Source organism: Emticicia sp. SJ17W-69 (assembly GCF_051209875.1).
Taxonomy (GTDB): Bacteria; Bacteroidota; Bacteroidia; order Cytophagales; family Spirosomataceae; genus Emticicia.
This window is the reverse complement of the sequence record NZ_JBNTQY010000001.1, coordinates 2,738,748-2,760,717: the sequence shown is the minus strand read 5'-3', so window position 1 is coordinate 2,760,717 and position 21,970 is coordinate 2,738,748. Positions and strand designations below refer to the sequence as shown.

Below are 21,970 nucleotides of genomic sequence, written 5' to 3'. Positions count from 1 at the left end.
GGCCTTTACAAAAATTGAAGAATGAATTTTAAAATCAATTATATTATGAAAAAAATATTTTTAATTTGCCTTATTTGTGGTTCTATACCCGCTTTTTCACAGAATATTTTGGGAACTTGGAAACGAATATCTTCAGTTTTGGAGTATGTCGATGGCAAAACCGATGATTTACAGAAAAATTTATCAGCTGCATTTCCCTGCAGTGTAGATATAAAGTATGTCTTTGAAAGTGGCGGAAAACACTACATGATTTTACCAAAAGGTTGTGAGTCTTTTCCAAAAATTGAAGCCAATTGGACGCAAACGGGCAATAAATTTTTTATTAGTCAGAAAGTTGGAAAAACCGTTACGGATACTAACTATGAAATAAGTTTTTCTGGTAAAACAATGACAATGACGCACACTTATACACCTGCCGAGGGGCAGAATAAAACCAAAAGATTAATTATAAAGTATGAAAAACTATAAGAAATCAATTATGATAATTATTTTTAACCCTTAAATTTATCTAAATTTAAGGGTTTTTTATTTGAAATGATTTGAAATGAAATTTGGTATATTTTTAACTACACTGATACTTGCTTCAATTTGTGCTATTGTAGGAGCTTTTGGATATTATGTGACTTATCGAACAGATAGTAGATTGTGTCCATGGGCATTTAGTTTGGATGAAAATAAACCTTTATTGGTCGGGAAATGGGTTGGGCAATTTACTGAACCAGATAGTTTAGAAAAAAAGATAAGTATTGAAATCTATGAACCTTATTCTAAAACCGAGCGAATTTTTACAAGTATCGGTTTTCCGTACTCTCAACGAATGAAACTAAGAGATATGCATAAATTTGATGGCTTAATGACAGTTGAAAGTAAATTTGGTAAAAAGGAATTTAAACTTGAAGGGCATGTAAATGCTAAGAATATGCAATTTTTCGAATTTCATCTGTTGACTAATGACAATCGCAGTATAAATGTACCATATTCGATTTCTTTTATTATTACCAATGGATTCTGGAAATCAAATGTAATGAGTTTTATTCTGAATGTCATTTACTACAATAGTTCTTCTTCAAAAAAGTTTAGAAACCTTGATTATCAATTGAGTAAAAAAGTGAAAGTTACTTTAAATAGATTTAAATCTTTAAATCATTAACCTCAAGATCTTCCATACACTTGAAATGTCCTTTTGGACATTTTTTAAAGCCGATTTTTGAACAAGGCCTGCAAGAGATGTCGTTATTTTCTATAATTTGGTATTTAGTTAAATACGGGTACATTCCAAATGATGGAACTGTATTTCCCCAAATTGAGATTATACTCTTTTTTAATGCTGCAGCTATGTGCATCAACCCTGTGTCATGGGAAATTACATAGTTTGCTTGTTGTAGGAGAGAAGCAGATTGATTTAAATTGTACTTCCCGCAGGCATTGATCACTTTATCTCCGATATTTTTTTGAATCTGTTCACCAATTTCAAAATCTTCTTTTCCTCCTAAAAGTATGATATTTGAATCAATATTTTTGCAAATTTCGATAATTTTGTGCGTTGGTAATTTCTTTGTAAAGTGCTGACCACCAATGGCGTATGCTACAAAAGGTTTGGTATTCTCTAATAGAATATTGTCTTTCTCAGGAATAAAATAATCCAGTCCTCGATTGTCATTTTTAACACCTAAACTTTCAACGGTCTTTAAATATCTATCTACAATATGAATGTCAGGCATTTGGTTTATTTTTAGATTGACTAAAAGCCATTTCTTGAAATTTAATTTATCAAAAGAAAAAGATTTTGCAGGCAACTTAAATTTAATAATCGAAGTCCGAAGATTATTATGTAAATCAATTATATAATCATAATCTTCTGATTGTAAATCTTTTATGAATTCATTAAGTGATTTTTCAAGTAAGAGGATTTTATCAATATAAGGGTTATTTTCAAGTAAAACTCTGAATTGTTTTTTAGTTGCAAAATGTACTTCTGCATTGGGGTATTGGAGTTTAAGGCATCTGGCAACTGGAGTTGTCAGAACAATATCACCAATTGATGAAAATCGTAAAATTAAGAATTTTGTTTTTTTCATTTTTTATAGCTTATCGGTACAATTTCACCATTCACTTTTGTGTATTTCCAACGTTTGTGTGACCAAAACCACGTTGAAGGATATTCATTGATATCTCTTTCTAATTTTCTTGCATGAATTTCTAATAATTCTCCCTCTGGTAAAGCATTTGGGTATTCTGCAATTAGTTCAACTTTGATATTGTATTTCCCTCTGGCAACTTTATGAATGCCCATGTATAAAACAGGCATATCATATTGTCGAGCAAAACGTTCGATGCCTGTAAAAAAGCCAGTTTCCTGATGTAAAAAAGTTGTCCAATATGATCTATCTGGAGGAGGCGACTGGTCATTAATTAGAAAAAAAGCATAATTGAAGTTTTCTACTTTTGCAATTTCTTTAGCAGCGTCTTTCATGGAAATCAAAATTGTGCCAAATTTTGTACGGAAATTATAAAAGAGTTGATCAAAATACTCATTTGTTAAAGGTCGATAAACACCTTTTGGTTTATATTTTATTAAAAAGGAAAGTGCCAAATTGCCTAATTCATGATTGCCATAATGTCCTGCTGTAACAATGGGATTTTTACCTTTTTTTAGTAAATCATCCAAAAGATGACCATTTTCGATGGTAAATCTCTTTTTAAGTTCGGATTGGCTAATAGTCAGACATTTAAGTGTTTCTAAAAAGAAATCAACGATGTAATGATAAAAATCCTTTTCAATTTTCGTTAATTCTGCTTTAGATTTTTCAGGAAAACTATTGGAAAGATTGATTCTAACCACATGTTTTCGGTAGCCGATGATGTAATATAAAATTAAATATAAGCCATCTGAAATTACATATAATATTCTGAACGGTAGTATTGAAATAAAATATAGTAATGGTAAAGTAAGATAGAAGCCGATTCGTTTCATTAATTTTGATTATATGTTGAGACAAAGTTCCGATATTCATCAATCGTATCCAAATCAAATTTGCCTTCAGGAAAATCTACAATTAGGGTAGTCTCTTTATTTTTTAAAACAATTTTTTTTGCTCCTTCATCTCCCTTTAACTCAAGCAAATCATTGAATAAGGAACGTTTAAACAAAACAGGAATACCAATTTGCTTTTCATAACTACAAGCAACTATCTGACAATCAGGATTTTGTGTAGCTTTTTCAATCATACGATTAATTAAATCTACTGAAACAAATGGCATGTCAACAGTCAGGAAAATGGCTGCATCAATTTCTTTCTGCGTCATATAAGCACCAACTAAACCCATTTTTATTGAACTTGACATGCCATTTTCCCATTGCTGATTATCAATAATCGTAATAGGCATTTTTTGTAATTCTTTCCTAATTAATGTACGATTTGCCCCCAAAACTGTAACAATAGGGAAACATACCGTATCCATAGCCATTTCAGAAACTCTTGTGATTAATGTTTTTCCTTCGACTAATAAAAGTTGTTTGGGAGCACCCATTCTTGATGAAGCTCCTGCTGCGAGTATAATTATACTGACATTCATTTGTGAATTTTATTTGAATGATTTTTTTTAATTTTATATTAATGTGCTTCCAACCAATTTTCGCCTACTCCCATACCTGTTTCCATTTTTACTACCATTGGTATTGCATTGCACATCAATTCATTCACTTTTTGTTTTAAGTAATCAACTTCTGAGCGATGAGCATCAAAAACTAATTCGTCATGTACTTGTAAAATCATTTTTGATTGCAGTTTTTCTGTTTCAATAAATTGATGAATATTGATCATTGCAACTTTTATCATATCGGCTGCTGAGCCTTGAATAGGAGCGTTGATGGCATTGCGTTCGGCAAAGCCTCTGTCAGTCAGGTTTTGTGAATTAATGTCTCTTAAATATCGACGTCGACCTAAAATTGTTTCAACAAATTTCGTTTCACGAGCTTTGTTGATAGTACTATCCATAAAGGTTTTTATTTTGGGGAATTCGACCCAATAGGCATCAATAATTTCTTTGGCTTCTCCTCTTGGAATATTGAGCCGCTGTGACAATCCGAAAGCAGAAATACCGTAGATAATTCCAAAATTGACCATTTTGGCTTTTCTTCGCATTTCTGAAGTGACATCACCCAATGCAACTTTAAAAACCTTAGATGCGGTGGTTGAGTGAATATCAATACCTTGATTAAATGCTTCCAACATACTTTCATCGCCACTAAAAGCAGCCATTATCCTAAGTTCAATTTGCGAATAATCAGCAGAAAGGATAACAAAATCTTCATTTCTTGGAACAAAAGCCTTCCTGATTTCTCGACCTCTTGGCGTACGAATAGGAATATTCTGCAAGTTTGGATTCGTAGAGCTTAAACGCCCAGTAGCTGCAACAGCCTGATTGTATGATGTATGAATTCTACCTGTTTTCTTAGAAATTAGAAGCGGTAGGGCATCTACATACGTATTTTTTAACTTCACCAACTCTCTAAAATCTAAGATTTTACGAACAATTTCATGGTCATTTTCTAATTTAGACAGAATATCTTCTCCTGTGGCATATTGACCAGTTTTAGTTTTTTTAGCCTTGCTATCTAGTTTGAGTTTTTCAAACAAAATATCTCCCAGTTGTTTGGGTGACGCCACATTAAATTCCTGTCCAGCTAAATTGAAAATATCTCCTTGAATTTGTTTAATATCCGATTCTAATACATTTGACATATCATTTAATGCCCCCATATCAATCCTTACTCCTTCGATTTCCATGCCTGCTAATACATTTACCAAAGGCATTTCGAGGTCTTGAAGTAGTTTTTCTTGCTGATATGAAGCAATTTTAGGTTGTAAAATTGCCTTTAATTGAAGCGTTACATCAGCATCTTCAGCCGCATATTCTTTGATTTTTTCAAAATCAACATCTCTCATATTGCCCTGTGCTTTTCCTTTACCAATGAGTGTTTCAATAGAAACTGGGTCATAATTTAGGTAAGTATTGGCCAAATAATCCATGCCATGACGTTGCTCTGGCTCAAGTATATAATGAGCCAACATCGTATCAAAAAGCTTGCCTTTTAAATCAATACCATAGTTTTTGAGGATCATCAAATCATACTTAATATTTTGACCAATTTTTGTAATTGATTCATTTTCAAATACTTGCCTAAATTCTTCGAGTATTTGTTGAGCTTCAATTTGATTTTCTGGTACTGGAACATAATATGCTTCACCCGCAATATAAGCGAATGAAAATCCAACGATCTCTGCATCAACAGCATCAACTGATGTAGTTTCGGTATCAAAACAAAATTCATCTTGTTTTAATAAGTAGTGAACCAAACTTTTTCTTAATTCAGGAGTATCCATCAAGTGATACTCATGCAGCTTTGTATAAATCGTATCTTTTGTAGAAGTTGAAACTGCTTGGTCGAGTTCATTTTCAGCATCAGCATAAGAGAAATCAGCATCAGCAACATTTGGAGTAGGAGAGGCGGCTGCATCAAACATCGAAATTTGTGTACCAGCTTTCGCTTTGATTGCATTTACAGGTGGTGTACTGCTTGATGACGTTTTGCTTGATGATTGATTACTACCTGTCGATTGCTGATTTTCATCTGGTAAAAGTCTTTTTCTTAAAGTTCTAAACTCTAATTCATCTAATAAAGGTGACAATTCATCAACTTTTGGCGTTGAAATTTTGAGAAATTCCTCATCAAATTCTATCGGAACATTTAACTCAATTCGAGCCAATTCTTTAGATAAAAATGCTTTTTCTTTGTTATTTTTAATGGCTTCTCCCAATTTGCCACTTAATTTGTCAAGATTTTCATACAAACCCTCAACCGAGCCATAGCTAGCAATCAATTTGGCAGCAGTTTTTTCACCAACACCCGGTACTCCTGGAATATTATCAACGGCGTCTCCCATCAAGCCCAGCAAATCTATGACCTGCTCTGGTCGCTCGATTCCCCATTTTTCACAAACTTCCTTCACACCTAATTTTTCAGCATCCTTACCAAAAATAGCAGGCTTATACATATAAATATGTTCTTCTACTAATTGCCCATAATCTTTGTCGGGAGTCATCATGAAAACCTCAAAATCTTCTAACGCAGCTTTTTTAGCAAGCGTACCTATGACATCATCAGCTTCATAACCTGGAATCATTAATAACGGAATGTCCATCGCTGCAACCAATTTTTTTACATAAGGGATAGCTATTGTAATATCTTCAGGTTGTTCTTGACGATTGGCTTTATATTCTGGAAACATATCATTTCTGAAAGTGCCTCCTGGTAAATCAAATGCAACACCAATATGTGTAGGTTTTTCTTTTTGGATTACTTCTAAAAGTGTATTTGTAAAGCCAAAAACACAACTGGTATTCAGACCTGTGGAAGTGATTCGAGGAGCTTTAATAAAAGCAAAATGAGCTCTATAAATGAGAGCCATCGCATCGAGCAGGAATAGTTTTTTTGAAGGCATGGGTTTACTTTATTTTTATTTTCGTGCTGTAAATTACGTTGATTTTTTTTAAGTGAAGAAATAAATTAAATTTGTTGAAAATAAATTGACCAAATCGTTATAAATTGACCATAAATTAATAGGAAAATCTCAAAAAATGAAAAATACGCTTCTACTCTTAATTATCCAAATCAACTGTTTTTTTGCATTTGCTCAAAAACCAACAACACCTAAACCAACCACAACAACAGTCTCCAAAACAACTACTATCAAACCATCTACTAAGCCGACTGTAATACCTAAAACAACAAAAACTGAAAAACCATTAAAAGTTGAAGAAACAATTATAGAAGAGATTGAACAAAAAACTCAAGTCGGAAATCCAACTTTGGTAAAAGTAGAACCAGTTAGATTGTATGATTATTCAAACTCAGATTTATTGGTAAGATGGCACGAATTGATTTTTGAATTGATTGAACAAACGCAAGGCTACAGTCCTTGTGTGGCTTCACGAAATATGGCTTATATCAATTTGGCAGCCTATGAATCAATTTTACCTGCCAATCGAGAAAATATTACTTTATCAGGGCAATTGCAAGAGTTTAATAGACCCGATAGCCTGAATATTGATGCAAGAAGTTTTAATGCTTCAGTTGCTTTAAATGCTGCCGTTTTTAAATTAGTCGATAAATACTTTATATCTGCACCTTATATTTGGATGGAAAAAGTCTATGCTTTGAATGATACTGTTAATACACATTTTGCCAAACAACTTTCGCTTGAAGCCATGACAAAATCAAAAGTTTATGGGGCAAAAATTGCCTATTGGATTTATGAATATTCAAAATTAGATGGTGGACATCAAGCATTTATGCGTACTTATAATATGGCTTATAAATTACCTATATGTCAATCTTGTTTTGAGATAAATCGAGTGGCTGATTTAGAAAATACAGGCCCTCTACATCCAAATTGGGGAAAAAACAGGACTTTTTTAACGGAGAATCAAAATGAAATAGATATAAAGCCTAAGGTTGAATTTTCAATTTATCAAAGCTCACCATTCTATAAAATGGCAATGGAAGTTTATACTATTTCTAAACAAGTAACACCTAATAGTGAAAAATTGCAAATTGCCAATTTCTGGGATGATGCCGCAACTTTTACTTATACAGCCCCTGGTCATTCGGTTTCAATATTAACCCAAGTTTTAAAACAAAACCCAGTAGATTTGAGTCGAGCTGCTGAATTATTTAGTAATTTAACTATAGCCGTAAGTGATGCCTTTATTGTTACTTGGCGATTGAAATATCAATACAATACCATAAGGCCCATCGCTTTTATCAAACGCTATATTGATAACCAATGGGAACCAGCACTATTGACACCTCCATTTCCTGAATTTCCTTCGGGACACTCGGCACAATCATCAACGATGGCTACAGTTTTGACCGCAAAAATTGGAGACAATGTAAACTTTATTGATTATTCTAAATATTTTGTTGGCCCACCCAAATCTTTTTCGTCTTTTTGGACTGCTGCACACGAATGCAGTATATCAAGGGTTTATGGAGGAATACATTTCAGAGATGGAATTGAACAAGGAGAAGAAGTTGGAAAAATAGTAGGTAAAAATGCTTTAACACTTCAATACAAAAAGTGAGAAAATAAAAAACTAATTTAGTTTAAATTAGTTTAAGTAGTTGCGTGTAATTAGTATCTGAAAGTACTATTCATAAATGCTTGATAATGAGTTTTTTATAACTAGATGGGTCAAGCCTACCACTACAAAATTCTATTGAACTAAATTGAAAAGATGTTATACGATACTATTATTATTGGTGGAGGACTTGGTGGCTTGACTACTTCAATTGAATTAGCAAGAAAAGGATTTAAGGTACTTGTGATTGAAAAGTACACATACCCTTTTCATAGGGTTTGTGGTGAATATATATCAAATGAGGTAAGACCATATATCGAAAGTTTGGGTATAAACCTAAGTCAACTTGGTGCTGCAAATATTGATAGATTTCAGTTATCATCGGTGAATGGGAATTCAATTTTTACAAACCTTCAAATGGGTGGTTTTGGTATTAGTCGCTATACAATTGATTATGAATTATATTTAATTGCTCGAAAATTAGGTGTAACATTTGAACTAAATACCATAGTTGATGAAATTCAAAAAATTAATGATGTTTTTTTTGTGGATACCTATCTTAGTGAAACCTTTGAGGCTAAGATGGTAATTGGGGCTTATGGTAAAAGAGCAAAATTGGATAAAATACTTCACCGAAAATTTTCTAATCAACAAACTGCATACATTGGTGTTAAATACCATATAAAATATGATTTTCCGAAAAATCTCATTGCTCTCCATAATTTTGATGGTGGTTATTGTGGAATTTCAGCAATTGAGAATGACAAATATTGTTTGTGTTATCTCTCAGAACGAGAAAATCTCAGAATGAATGGAGGAATTCCTGAAATGGAAGAAAATATTTTGTTTAAAAACCCTTTTTTGAAAAATATATTTACCAATGCAGAGTTTTTATTTCCAAAACCAGAAGTAATCAACGAAATAAGTTTTGTAAAGAAAAATGCCACAAGTGAACATATATTGATGGTTGGAGATACAGCAGGTTTAATAGCTCCTTTGGCTGGGAATGGCATGTCTATGGCCATTAGGGCAGGGGTTTTGTCTGCTGAATTGGTGTCAAAGTTTCTCAAGAAAGATATTTCTCGTGAAGAATTAGAGAAATATTATACAAAAGTGTGGAATCAAAATTTCCAAAATAGAATTTGGCGAGGACGACAACTGCAAAAACTTTTTGGAAATGAAATATATTCAAATTTAGCAGTTGCCGTGCTAAGTAAAGTCCCTATTTTACTTCGTCCAATAATTAAGAGTACACACGGAAAAGTACTAAAAATTAGTCAAACAAATTAGAGAAAACAATTAAGAAACGCAGTATCTATGGAATATTCATAAATTTATGTGTTTGTAAACTTACTCTCCATTGTGGATTTTCTTTTACATAATCAATTATTAAAGGCAACATTTTATCTTGCTTTCCCCATTCAGGTTGAAGTAATAATACACATTTTTGATTGACTAATTTAGCATATTTCTCTGCAAAAGAAAAATCAGATTTATTGTAAACAATTACTTTCAATTCATTGGCTTGTTCAAAAATACTTGGATGTGCTTCCTTAAATTTCTTAGGCGAAAAACAAACCCAATCCCATTTACCTGACATTGGATAAGCTCCTGAAGTCTCAATATTTGTTTGAAAACCTGCTTCTTGTAAAGCTTCAGTAAGTTCATCTAGATGATACATCAAAGGCTCTCCACCAGTGATGACAGCCAAACGACCATTGTATGCTTTAGCTTCATCAACTATTTGGCTAATAGATATTTGTGGATGAATTGAAGCATCCCAAGATTCTTTTACATCGCACCACACACAACCAACATCACAACCTCCTAAACGTATAAAATAAGCAGATCTTCCTGCATGAAAACCTTCGCCTTGCAAGGTATAAAAGGACTCCATTATCGGGAGTTTATTCTCAATCAAATTCATTCTTACATCAAAAAATATATGCAAAAGTACCAAAAAATAATAAAACTATTGGAAAATAAACACATTTGAAGAATTTTGATAATTTTTCAACCTTTCTATCGTAAAAGACGTTATATTCATAACTAAATTTGCGTAAAATTTAAAGCAAAACCTGTAAGGTCTTATTTGACTCTGCAGGTTTTAAAGATGAAAAAACTTTATATGTTAAATTCTGAAAAAAAATACTGCAATTCACTCACTGAATATTCACGTCGAATTACAAATCAAGTTCGGATTGGTGATTTATATTTAGGTTCTGATTACCCAATTCGAGTGCAATCAATGACAACCATTGATACAATGGACACCATTGGCTCTGTTGAACAATCAATTCGAATGATAGAAAGTGGATGTGAATTAGTCAGAATTACTGCTCCAAGTGTCAAGGAAGCTCAAAATCTTGAAAATATAAAAAATGAATTGCGTAAAAGAGGATACAATACACCTTTGGTTGCAGATATTCATTTTACGCCCAATGCAGCAGAGTTGGCAGCAAGGATTGTGGAGAAAGTTAGAATTAATCCAGGAAATTATGCAGATAAAAAACGTTTTGAAACAATCGATTATACTGAAGAAAGCTATAAGGTTGAGCTCGAACGTATTCGTGAAAGGTTTTTACCTTTAATTAAAATTTGTAAAGAATATGGTACAGCTATGCGAATTGGTACAAATCATGGTTCGTTATCTGACAGAATTTTAAGTCGCTATGGAGACACACCACTTGGCATGGTTGAATCAGCATTGGAATTTTTGAGAATCTGTGAAGACGAAAATTATTTCAATATTGTCATTTCAATGAAATCGTCCAATCCACAGGTGATGGTACAAGCTTACCGTTTATTGGTGCATCGATTAGAACAAGAAAAACTGAAACCTTATCCTTTACACTTAGGGGTAACTGAAGCTGGCGAAGGCGAAGATGGTAGAATAAAATCTGCCATGGGAATTGGAACATTACTTGAAGATGGACTTGGAGATACTGTCAGAGTAAGCTTAACTGAAGATCCTGAATTTGAGGCTCCTGTAGCCAAGTCTTTAATTGATAGATATTTGTCCCGTAATGTCGAATTGAAAAACAATCAGACACTTAAAACTGAAAACAATGAACTTAAAACTACCAATCCTTTCAGCTATACAAGAAGAGAAACAATTGAAGTAGGCAATTTTGGAGGGTTAAATGTTCCTCGTGTTATCGGTGATTATTCTCACATAGATGTAACTGAGCATGAAGATTTACGAGCAATTGGTCATTTTTATTTGCCATTACCAGATAAATGGAGAATGAATGATTTGGGTGCAGATTATGTATTTTCAGGAAAAAAAGAGATTCCTTTTATGCTACCTAATGGCTTGAAAGAAATTTTAGATTATCAAGTATGGATACAACAGACAGATAAACAAAATAAGTTGCCTTTATTTACAGTCGAAGAATTTTTAAATCCTGCAAAACAATTTCATTCAACGATTAATTTTATAACTATCACGATAGATGATTTAACGCCAATTTTTATAGAATTGGTTAAAAATCTAACAAATGTTGTATTGGTAGTGGAGGCAAGAAGTGATGCTCCAATGATTGAATTAAGAAGCGTTTATTTCAGTTTATTTACTTACAATGTAAAAAATCCTGTAGTTTTAAGAACAAAGTATAAGGCAATATCAGAAAGTGATTTTCAATTATTTTCTGCAACAGATTGCGGTGGTGTATTGATCGAAGGTTTTGGTGATGGCATTTTATTAGATTTGCCTGATTTTGAATCAAAACAAGATTTGCTCGAAAGATTGAAAGTTCATAATAGTACGTCTTTTGGTATTTTGCAAGCAGCACGTACACGTATGAGTAAAACAGAGTATATCAGTTGTCCTTCTTGTGGTCGTACATTATTTGATTTGCAAGAAACTACAGCTATGATTCGTAAAAGAACTGATCACTTGAAAGGCGTTAAAATTGGCATTATGGGCTGTATTGTAAATGGCCCCGGCGAAATGGCAGATGCAGATTATGGATATGTTGGCATAGGAAAAGACAAAATTGCCTTGTATCGTGGACAAACAGTTGTAAAAAAATCAGTTCATGCCGATAATGCCGTTGATGAATTAATGGAGCTAATAAAAGAAGATGGTCGCTGGTTCGAGCAAGAAGTTATGGAGTATGAAACGATTTAATAACACAATAGCTAAATTGGTGTTTTAATATTTATTAAAATTCAAACAAGACAAACATGATAGATAAACTTAAAAATTTCTTATCAATAGGACCTGTTTTTGCCTATTTCTTTAGAATTTTCAGGAAAGATAAAGAAGGAAAGTATCCGCATAGTTTCAATTTGAAAATGATGCATGGAATTAATAAAATTTCAATTGTCATGTTTATCATTTGTTTAATTATTATGGTAACCCGCTGTGCAACAAGATGATAGGTGTCATCATTGTAATTAATTAATTCTTGTTATTAACAATAAATGAACTTAGAAATATTTCGAGAATATTGCTTGTCCAAAAAAGGTGTGACAGAAGAGCTGCCTTTTGGCCCCGATACTTTAGTATATAAAGTAATGGGGAAAATGTTTGCCTTGACTGGATTTGATTTTCAAAGAATAAGTCTAAAAAACCTTCCTGAGAAAAACCAAGAATTGAGAGCAGAGTTTGAAAGTGTCGAAGCTGCTTTTCACATGAATAAGCAACATTGGAACATGGTATTAATGAATAGTACAGTAAAAGACGCTCTCCTTCGTGAATGGATTGATGAATCCTATGAAATTGTGGCAAGAAGTTTGACTAAAAAATTGCAAGAAGAACTTAAAAATCTTTGAAAAATGGAGGCATTGCTCATAGGCATACCTTTTTTTCTGTATATTTACCTAAGAATTACTTTAGGGAATGACATCACACCACAAGAGCGTGATGAAGCATTATTTTATGAAGGGATTTTACTTTTCAATAACGAAGAATATGCACGAGCATTCAGGTATTTTGATCAAAAAGTCAAAGACTTTCCTAAATCAGCCACTGCATTTTTTTATCGTGCAAAATGTCATTTTAGTTTCGAAAATTGGGAAGCAGCTTTAAATGACTTTGAAAAAACACTAAGGATAGACAATTCAATTGCAGAAGCTTATCATCACAAAGCTACTTGTTATTATTATCTTGAAAACTATGAGCATGCACTTTTTGAATTAAAAAGAGCTTCAAGAATGTATCTTGATAAAAATGCAGAAGTATTTAGGATGAAAGGAGAATTGGAATTTAGAAGTGGAGATTTTGAAAGTGCAGAAAAAAGCTTTAAAATTGCTGAAAATTTAGGCGATTCAGAATCTCAAATTTTATTACAAACGCTTTTTTTAGGAAATATTAGGAATACATCACAGTAAAACAATGATTGACAATCAGTATCTTTTTGTATATGGAACGCTTTTGAGCGATTATGGTGATAACGAGTCTCATCAATGGGTTGATAAATATGCCGAGTTTATGGGAAAGGCTATAATGGAGGGCAAAATGTATATGGTTGATTATTATCCAGGTATTATTCCTTGTCAGAAAGGAGAAAAATATTTTGTAAAAGGTGAACTATATCGCTTGAAAGAGCCTGATAGCCTTTTCGGATTTTTGGATAAATATGAAGAATACAATCCAATGGATCCAGCTCATTCTGAATATGTCAGAAAACAATCACAAGTTCAATTAAAAAATGATGGAAAAACATATAATGCTTGGGTCTATTATTTCAATCAATCGGTTGATGACTTAGAATTTATGCCTAAAGGTGATTTTTTGAATGAATATCATAAATAATTAAAGATTTACTATAAATAAATAAGGTTTTCTTACTTATTAAGCAACCAAAAGACAGCTAATTTCGTTTTAATATAAATACACACGAATGTTTTTTGAAACTTAACAGTGAGATGAAAGGACTTTACTTTATATATTTTTTGCTATTATCTTCTTTTGCTTTTGCACAAAAAACATATACAATTAAAGGGCGAATCAGCGATGCTGTAACGCATGATCCAATTCCTTTTTCTGCAATAAATATTAAAAATACTTCCTTTGGAAAAAATACTGATTTTGAAGGTAATTTTTCTTTTACACTCTCTGCCGTTCCTTCTGACTCATTAATAATTAGTTGCTTAGGCTATTATACAAAGGCTGTTTATCTCTCCAAAGATTCATTAATCCAAACATTTAATATCCAATTAAAACCTTCAGAAATATTATTACAAGAGGTAAAAGTTTATGCCAAAGGCGAAAATCCTGCTTATCAAATAATAAGAAATGCAGTGGCAGCCAAATCTGAGAATAATTATAAAAAATTGGATGGTTATGACCATAAAAGTTATAACAAGATTGAAGTTGATATCAATAATATCAGCGACAAAATGAGAGAAAGAAGGATTACGCAGAAAGTAAACAAAGCCATTGAAGACATAGGAACACTCACAGATGATGAGGGCAAAACACTTCTTCCTACTTTTTTGTCTGAATCGGTTTCACATTACTACTATAGAAATAATCCACGCCTATCAAAAGAAATTATTGAAAAAACAAACGTTAAAGGGATTGGTGTAACCGACGGTAGTTTGACATCTCAATTAATTGGTTCTACTTTTCAACAATATAACTTTTATGTCAATCAAGTAGATTTGCTGAATAAAAATTTTGCATCGCCAATTGCGGATGATTGGCGTTTGATATATGAATACTATTTGGCAGATAGTACTTTTTTGGGTGATAACTTTTGTTATAAAATTGATTTTACCCCAAAAAACAAGTATGATTTGGCATTCTCAGGTTCGATTTGGATTGATAAAAACTCTTGGGCTATGGCTCAAATTGATGCAACCATTACAAAAGATGCCAATTTGAATTATGTTGAGCGTATTAAAATTCAACAAGAATTAGAGCCATTTCAAAAAGTTTGGTTTCCTGTAAAAAACAGAATTGTAGTAGATGTGGCAGAAATAACCAAATCTTCAGCGGGTATGTTATTGAAATTTACCAACTACAATGAGGACATAGTGATAAATCAAATCAAAGATGTAAAGTTTTTCGATAAGGGAATTGAAATTGCTTTAGATTATAGAGAAAGTGATAAGGCATATTGGCAAGGTATAAGACCTGAGCCTTTTTCTTCTAAAGAGCAAATGGCCTATTCGATGATTGATTCTATAAAAAATGTACCTGTGATTAAAACATACGCTGATATTGCAAAAATTTTGTCAAGTGGTTATAAAAGAATCTTTACAGGTATTGAATTAGGTCCTTTGGTATATTCCGGAGCATATAATAATATTGAAGGTTTAAGGGTTCGTTTGGGTCTTCGTACAAATTATGAATTTAGTAAAAAATGGATTTTAGAAGGTTATTTAGCTTATGGTACAAAGGATGAAGAATGGAAAATGGGAGGAGAAGTCACCAGAATTTTTTCAAGAAAACCATGGACAACAGTCAACCTGAAATTTACTCATGACATAGAGCAAGTCGGCCTACGAAAAGAAGATTTAGGGTTGGGAGCTATTTATTCTGCATTTTTAAGGTTTTCGACGCTGATGAGACCCTATTATGAAAATGAAAATAAAATTCAATTTCAAAGGGAAGTTGCCAAAGGTGTTTTTACCTCATTTGGATTTCGAACTCGAAGTTTTGAACCACTATACCCTTTTTCTTACAGAGTACAACCATCTTTAGCAGAAGCATCGCCATTAACAACACATTTTAATACCTCCGAATTTATATCTGAAATTACTTTTGCCAGAGATGAGCTTGCGGTCATTAATGATAATGAAAGACTGAGTTTTGGTACAACAAAATCGCCAACGATCACTTTTAAATATACTTTAGGAGCAAAAAATCTATTGAATAGCGATTTTACCTATCACAATCTCATGGCAAAGTTTAGCCATACTTTAAATTTTGGTTATTTAGGAAAAACATATTACAAAGCCGAAGCAGGTGCTATTTTTGGAACTGTTCCTTATCCGTTACTGAAAAGTCACTTAGGAAATGAAAGTATTTTTATCGTTAGTAACTCTTATAATTTAATGAATTATTTTGAATTTATCAGCGATAGATATGTTTCATTAAGGTACGTTCACGATTTTGAAGGACTTCTTTTTAATCGTTTTCCGCTCATTAAAAAACTTAAATTGAGAACCTTTACAACTGGAAAGTTTTTGATGGGAACATTGACCGACAAAAATTTTGACATGACACCGGAGGTAAAGGAATCAGGTCTTAGACATTTTACGAGTCTTTCTAATGTCCCATACATTGAACTAGGTTATGGAGTAACCAATATTTTTAAAATTCTACGTGTAGAAGCCATGCACAGAATTACCTATCGAAGTAATCCTGATGCGACAAAATTTGGTGTAAAGCTATCGGCTGATATTTCATTGTAAGCAATTTGGAAAAGATTATTGATAGATTTTCTTCAAAATGTCATTAGCAACGTTGGGTTTGTAATGATAAATCTCATAATAATTAGTCTTGTCATTAGAATATTCATTTATTCCTGAAAAATTATAAATATTTCCCTTACCAAAGAACTTTATCAATATTTTTAAATCAGTTTCATTAAAATATATTTGGTCATAAGTAGGTCCAAGAACAATTTTGTATTGAGTGCCTTGTCTTGATAAAACCTCTTTAATCTTTTGTAAATATTTTAGTTGGTACGATTTGATGACTTGCCCACCTAATTGTTTTTCTTTTTTTCGTTCATAAAAAAAGTTAGGTTGATTATAGTATTTTGTAGAATCAGCTTTGATTTGTTCAATATAACTGGTAAATATAAAGTCATTAACTATTGGGGTATAATTAATTTTTCGAAATTCAAGGAAACTTCGCATGTAACTTTTAAAATTTCCAAATAAAAGATAGTCATAAAAAGCAACAAAAAAGCCCTTAGAAAAATAGGTGTTGACGAACACTAAATGATATTTCCACCACGGCAATCCACTCACACGGTAATCCTGTATAAATACACTCCCAAGTGTATCTTGCTCATAAGCAAAAATGCTTCGGTCTAACACAAATAAAGCATTCTCTATTTTATTACCATGATTCTCAATAAATTTGAGCTTAGTGGCAATTCCTGATACAGTTTCACAAGAAGCATCAAAATGATACGGGTTTTTATCATTAATATATTTGCCCCAATTTCTGGCATAAAATACACTTGATCTCGAACTCCCAAAAATGAAAGATTTATAGGAATAATCTTTATTATTATTCAAAAAAGTTTGTGTACTGATACGATCTCTGTTTAAACTTTTTGCAAAATTATCAGGATAAGCTTGATAAGTACGTAAAATTTGGAAGGGGTCAAAAACTACATAGCCAAGAATTAACAAGAATAAAGGGCTAATAAATAGGAGAATTTTCTTTGTAAAATTGATAAACATTTTATGTGATTTACGATTTTGAATTGTATTCTTTGAAATTCAAAATACTTGCTTTAAATGGGTGTAAGTTGTTTATTATCAGTTATTTATGTTAATTTTATTAACAACGTTCTTTATTCAACAACAAATTTCTTAATTAATTTTGTATTATCCATTAAAATAGTTTCAATAATATACATTCCAGCGTTTAGATCATTAGTTTTGAAATTGTATTGATGTTGTTTGTCTTTTCCTCCTAATTCGCCAATAAGCTTTCCATTCATGTTGAACAATCTAATTGTATATATAGGATTATCAAAAGGAGCATAAATAAGTAAATCGTTCCCTTTTTGAACAGGATTTGGAAAAGTCATCAAGTCTTCATTTTGAACAGAGAATTTTTCTGTATCTGTTGAAGGTTTAACTTCAACAATAGTTGAATAGGACGAACTTTTTCCATCTTCTTTTATGCGTAAACGATAAAAATAGCTAATGCCTTTTTTTACCTTATAATCAATCAAAGTTGACCCATTTGTTGAACCAATTTCATAAAAAAATTGCGGTGAATAGACTGCTTTTTCCAAAAAATAGGTGTAATTTGTGTATTTTGGAAGATTCCATTGCAGTAAAATGCCCTTACTTCCAACATCACTCCATTTACCACTAAATGAGTCGATTGATATGTTACTGACGGATGTTACAGGAAAGTCTTTGAAAGTGAATGCTCGAAGCCCCCTTGAATTTTTAATTTGAGGAAGTCCAGGTAAATATGGGTACATTTCAATTGGATAAAAGTCTGGCGTATAACTGACAGTTTGTGCGGTTTGTGGTTCTTTTAATTTGAGAATAATAAAATTTTCAGACATACTACCACTGGCAATATTTCCAGATTTACCATTTAAATAAATGTAATCTTTAATATCGGTTGAAATTTTACTATTTGGAGAAATAGGAACTTGTGGAAAATTCATTTTTTGATTTTTATCAAATTCCAAAATCAAGCTATCTCTTTTTTGTGTAAAATATACTTTTTTTATGTTTGGTGAATAAATCTCCAAAGTATCATTGCTTTGGTAAAAATCCCTAGCCATAAGTCTTGATAGTTCTTGACCAGTTTGTTGATAACCTTCCAATTTATAGTGCAAACTTTCAAATGTAATCGTACCATAAGTCGCTAAGGCTTCGCAGTCAGGATATAAACTTTTGACTGTTCTTTGGTATTCTCTTAAATTACCCGCATTAGATTGGTTTCCAAAGTAAATATTATTTTGAAAAGTGTAAAATTTCTTGATTGATGGGTAATCTTCCAAAATTTCTTTGCGAAAAAAATCAAACTTTTTAGCATAATCATTTTTATAGCTAGCATCAAAAGCTTCTGCTTCGCCTTGTCGCCAGATAATCCCTTGAACACTTTTAGAAATCCCTAATCCTTCCGCTTTTTTTAATAATCTTCCATAAATTGTTGAGATATTATTATGAAATTTGTCATCTCGAAACATTAGCTCGGTAATACTTTTATTTCCTTCAGATCCGTTGATGAGAGCGATTGGAATTTTATACTTGTCAATTAATTGTTTTTGAACTTCTAAGCCAACTAAGCCTACACTCCAATAATTCCATTTTTTTACAGGAAGCCACAAAAAATCATTTTTTTCAAAATTGGCAAGTGCTGTTCGACCAAATTGATTCTCTCCATTAAATCTTGCAACTTCAACTGAATCATTAGCTAAAGCATTGGATTGCCCATAAATCAAAAAAATATCACCACAAACCACTTCATTTTGTTCTTTTATTAGTACAGAGTCTTTACCTTTAAATAAATAAACTTGGAAACTGTATTCTAAAAGTTCAGCTTTAATTTCAGTTTCAAAAGAGAATGCTGCATTTTTGGGAGCTAAAGATTGATATGAAAGTTTTTGTTTTTGCCAAAAATATGTTTTTTTATCTCTTTTAACCAAAATGGAAATATCAGTGTAGCCTTCAGTATATAAATTTCCTTTAATGGGTACAGTCGCTTTATTGAATGAATCCCGTTGAAATAACTGTGAAGGCATTGGGAATTTTTCAAATTGTATGCTGATTTGTGCCTGGGATATCAAGCAAGAAAAAAAACAAAACAGAAAAAGTATTGACTTATGCTGTTGATAAGTCAATACTTTTATATAAGGAGTAGAATATTTATTTTTCATTAAATTGTTGTGTATTTTAACGAATATACAACAATTCTCTGTACTTAACAAGTGGCCAATCTTCATCATCAATTAATATTTCTAACTTATCTACACTATAGCGAATTTCATCAAAGAATCCTTTCACTTCGGATGAGTACAGACGTGCTTTTTCTTCGGTATTTTCAATATTATTTGCTTTTTTTCGAGCCTCAGTCATTAAGTTTACTTTTTCTGATATTTCGGTAACTCTTTCCGAAATTTCTCTGATAATTTTTATGACAGGTTCTGCTTCTCTTGAAAGTTCCATTTCTTTCAATGCTCTTGCTGTTTGAACCAATTGGGATTGATACTTAACAGCAGTAGATACTACGTGATTCATTGCTAAATCACCTATAACACGAGATTCAATCTGAATCTTTTTGATATAACTTTCTAATTCGATTTCATATCTTGCATGAAACTCTCTTTCAGAAAGAATGCCTAAACGTTCAAAAATTTCGATATAATCTTTATTCAAATATGCTTTTAAAGCTTCTGGTGTGCTGGCAACATTGCTCAACCCACGCTTTTCTGCCTCAACTTTCCACTCCTCAGAATAACCGTTTCCTTCAAAAAGTATCTTTTTTGACTCTTTGATATAACCTTTTAATATTTTGACAATTACTTCTTCTTTCTTGCCTTCATGCTCTGTCATTTCAGCATCATAATCGGCTCGGAATTTTAATAATTGATTAGCTACAATCGTATTCAAAATCATCATTGGTTGTGCAGAGTTTGCCGACCCACCAACTGCTCTAAATTCAAATTTATTTCCAGTAAATGCAAATGGGGAAGTACGATTTCTATCAGTATTATCTAATAATATTGATGGAATTCGATTCAAGCCAAGTTTGATATAAGCATTTTCACCTTTTTCAATCGAAACAATTTGTTTATTTTCAAGGTCTTCTAATACTTTTGTCATTTGACTTCCAAGAAAAATCGAAATGATTGCAGGTGGAGCTTCATTGGCTCCTAATCGGTGTTCGTTACCGGTAGTTGCGATACTTGCACGTAACAAATCAGCATTATCATGCACTGCTTTGACCACATTTACTAAAAACGTTACAAAACGCAGGCTTTCTTTAGGTTTGGTACTTGGTCCAAGTAAATTTACACCTGTATCTGTTCCAAGTGACCAGTTATTATGTTTACCACTTCCATTGATTCCGGCAAATGGTTTTTCATGGAAAAGAACCTCGAAATGATGCTTTCGAGCAATTCTTCTCATTAAATCCATCAATAAAATATTATGGTCACATGCCAAATTTACCTCCTCAAAAGTTGGAGCAGCTTCAAATTGTGCTGGTGCCACCTCATTATGTCGAGTACGAACGGGAATACCAAGTTTTAAGGCTTCAAATTCAAAATCAACCATAAATGCATTGACACGTGGAGGAATTGAACCAAAATAGTGGTCTTCTAATTGTTGTCCTTTGGCTGGTGGATGTCCAAATACAGTTCGTCCAGCCATCATTAAATCTGGACGAGCATTGAAAAGAGCTTTGTCAACCAAAAAATATTCTTGTTCAAGTCCAAGTGTAGCAGAAACTTTTTCTACGTGTCTGTCAAAAATAACAGCAACGTCAGTAGCCGCATTATCAAGTGCATGAAGCGATTTCAACAAAGGCGATTTTGAATCCAATAATTCACCTGTATATGATACAAAAATGGAAGGTACACAAAGCGTTCCAGTACCGGCTTCATTATACATGATAAAAGCAGGTGAAGATGGATCCCATGCTGTATAACCACGAGCTTCGAATGTTGCACGAATACCACCACTTGGAAAAGAAGAAGCATCGGGTTCTTGCTGGGTTAAAGCACTTCCTTTAAATTTTTCAACAGCTTTTCCATCGAAAGTAATGTCAAAAAAAGCATCGTGCTTTTCAGCCGATCCGCCTGTGAGTGGTTGGAACCAGTGGGTATAGTGCGTTGCTCCTTTAGAAACAGCCCAAGATTTCATGGCAGCTGCCACTTCATCTGCAATTTCTCTATCAATTTTATCGCCGCTTTTGATTGCAACGGTCACTTTCATGTATGCTTCAGGAGAAAGCATTGCACGCATCACTTCATCATTAAAAATATTTGAACCATAGAAGTCAGTTACTTTTCCAGTAGGAATTTCTACTTTTGTAGCTTGACGGTTTTGTGCTTCCTCAACTGCTTGAAATCTTAATCTTGCCATTGTTATAAAATTTACGAATAATATTAATAAAAATATATGGTGGAAATTTTTGTTTAAAAAAAATAGAAAAACT

Annotated in this window: 18 protein-coding genes; 10 read left to right on the top strand and 8 right to left on the bottom strand. The window is 32.4% G+C overall.

Annotated features, from left to right (window positions below; genetic code table 11):
• The first annotated feature begins 45 nt into the window (after nt 1-45).
• Nucleotides 46-468, top strand: coding sequence for a hypothetical protein (locus ACQUQZ_RS11260; RefSeq protein WP_435355029.1), 423 nt, complete (start codon nt 46-48; stop codon nt 466-468).
• Between the two features lie 76 nt (nt 469-544).
• Nucleotides 545-1,150 carry a hypothetical protein gene (locus tag ACQUQZ_RS11255; protein WP_435355028.1) on the top strand — a complete coding sequence of 202 codons (606 nt, stop codon included), beginning with the start codon at nt 545-547 and terminating at the stop codon, nt 1,148-1,150.
• Here the strand turns inward: ACQUQZ_RS11255 and ACQUQZ_RS11250 are convergent.
• From ACQUQZ_RS11250 to polA, 4 genes are read right to left on the bottom strand one after another with little or no spacing between them, the layout of a single operon-like run.
• Complete coding sequence (locus tag ACQUQZ_RS11250) at nt 1,131-2,078, bottom strand: glycosyltransferase family 9 protein (protein ID WP_435355027.1); 948 nt, start codon at nt 2,076-2,078, stop codon at nt 1,131-1,133. The two genes, ACQUQZ_RS11255 and ACQUQZ_RS11250, sit on opposite strands and share 20 nt — an antisense overlap.
• Nucleotides 2,075-2,974: a lysophospholipid acyltransferase family protein gene (locus ACQUQZ_RS11245; RefSeq protein ID WP_435355026.1), complete on the bottom strand. Its 900-nt coding sequence runs from the start codon at nt 2,972-2,974 to the stop codon at nt 2,075-2,077. The genes ACQUQZ_RS11250 and ACQUQZ_RS11245 overlap by 4 nt, the downstream gene beginning before the upstream one ends.
• Entirely contained in the window at nt 2,974-3,576 is a 603-nt protein-coding gene (locus ACQUQZ_RS11240) for a nucleotidyltransferase family protein (protein ID WP_435355025.1), read from the bottom strand. Before ACQUQZ_RS11240 ends, ACQUQZ_RS11245 begins: the two co-directional genes overlap by 1 nt.
• Before the next feature lie 38 nt (nt 3,577-3,614).
• Nucleotides 3,615-6,506, bottom strand: a complete 2,892-nt coding sequence (gene polA, locus ACQUQZ_RS11235; protein ID WP_435355024.1) for a DNA polymerase I — start codon at nt 6,504-6,506, stop codon at nt 3,615-3,617.
• Between the two features lie 136 nt (nt 6,507-6,642).
• Between polA and ACQUQZ_RS11230 the strand changes: the two genes are divergently transcribed.
• A complete protein-coding gene (locus ACQUQZ_RS11230) occupies nt 6,643-8,148 on the top strand; it encodes a vanadium-dependent haloperoxidase (RefSeq protein WP_435355023.1) in 1,506 nt (501 codons plus the stop codon).
• A gap of 153 nt (nt 8,149-8,301) precedes the next feature.
• Nucleotides 8,302-9,435, top strand: coding sequence for an NAD(P)/FAD-dependent oxidoreductase (locus tag ACQUQZ_RS11225; RefSeq protein WP_435355022.1), 1,134 nt, complete (start codon nt 8,302-8,304; stop codon nt 9,433-9,435).
• 25 nt (nt 9,436-9,460) lie between these two features.
• On the opposite strand, the gene ACQUQZ_RS11220 is transcribed toward ACQUQZ_RS11225, so the two are convergent.
• Nucleotides 9,461-10,042: a 7-carboxy-7-deazaguanine synthase QueE gene (locus ACQUQZ_RS11220; RefSeq protein WP_435355021.1), complete on the bottom strand. Its 582-nt coding sequence runs from the start codon at nt 10,040-10,042 to the stop codon at nt 9,461-9,463.
• Between the two features lie 216 nt (nt 10,043-10,258).
• Between ACQUQZ_RS11220 and ispG the strand changes: the two genes are divergently transcribed.
• The 6 genes from ispG to ACQUQZ_RS11190 all read left to right on the top strand — a co-directional run bounded on the left by ispG (nt 10,259) and on the right by ACQUQZ_RS11190 (nt 16,515).
• A complete protein-coding gene (gene ispG / locus ACQUQZ_RS11215) occupies nt 10,259-12,277 on the top strand; it encodes a (E)-4-hydroxy-3-methylbut-2-enyl-diphosphate synthase (protein ID WP_435355020.1) in 2,019 nt (672 codons plus the stop codon).
• Between the two features lie 56 nt (nt 12,278-12,333).
• Nucleotides 12,334-12,528 carry a DUF6728 family protein gene (locus tag ACQUQZ_RS11210; protein ID WP_435355019.1) on the top strand — a complete coding sequence of 65 codons (195 nt, stop codon included), beginning with the start codon at nt 12,334-12,336 and terminating at the stop codon, nt 12,526-12,528.
• A 45-nt stretch (nt 12,529-12,573) separates the two neighbouring features.
• Nucleotides 12,574-12,924, top strand: a complete 351-nt coding sequence (locus ACQUQZ_RS11205) for an MmcQ/YjbR family DNA-binding protein (RefSeq protein WP_435355018.1) — start codon at nt 12,574-12,576, stop codon at nt 12,922-12,924.
• A 3-nt stretch (nt 12,925-12,927) separates the two neighbouring features.
• Complete coding sequence (locus tag ACQUQZ_RS11200) at nt 12,928-13,482, top strand: tetratricopeptide repeat protein (protein ID WP_435355017.1); 555 nt, start codon at nt 12,928-12,930, stop codon at nt 13,480-13,482.
• Nucleotides 13,483-13,486: 4 nt separating this feature from the next.
• Complete coding sequence (locus ACQUQZ_RS11195; protein WP_435355016.1) at nt 13,487-13,906, top strand: gamma-glutamylcyclotransferase family protein; 420 nt, start codon at nt 13,487-13,489, stop codon at nt 13,904-13,906.
• Between the two features lie 113 nt (nt 13,907-14,019).
• On the top strand, nt 14,020-16,515 hold the full coding sequence (locus tag ACQUQZ_RS11190; RefSeq protein WP_435355015.1) for a DUF5686 family protein: 2,496 nt from the start codon (nt 14,020-14,022) through the stop codon (nt 16,513-16,515).
• A 15-nt stretch (nt 16,516-16,530) separates the two neighbouring features.
• Here the strand turns inward: ACQUQZ_RS11190 and ACQUQZ_RS11185 are convergent, their stop codons facing one another.
• The 3 genes from ACQUQZ_RS11185 to ACQUQZ_RS11175 form a co-directional block, all read right to left on the bottom strand.
• On the bottom strand, nt 16,531-17,520 hold the full coding sequence (locus ACQUQZ_RS11185; protein WP_435355014.1) for a hypothetical protein: 990 nt from the start codon (nt 17,518-17,520) through the stop codon (nt 16,531-16,533).
• A 113-nt stretch (nt 17,521-17,633) separates the two neighbouring features.
• The gene (locus ACQUQZ_RS11180) at nt 17,634-19,553 is read right to left on the bottom strand and encodes a sialate O-acetylesterase (RefSeq protein WP_435355013.1); all 1,920 of its coding nucleotides are present in this window, start codon (nt 19,551-19,553) and stop codon (nt 17,634-17,636) included.
• A 151-nt stretch (nt 19,554-19,704) separates the two neighbouring features.
• The gene (locus tag ACQUQZ_RS11175) at nt 19,705-21,897 is read right to left on the bottom strand and encodes a glutamine synthetase III (protein ID WP_435355012.1); all 2,193 of its coding nucleotides are present in this window, start codon (nt 21,895-21,897) and stop codon (nt 19,705-19,707) included.
• Between the last annotated feature and the right edge of the window lie 73 nt (nt 21,898-21,970).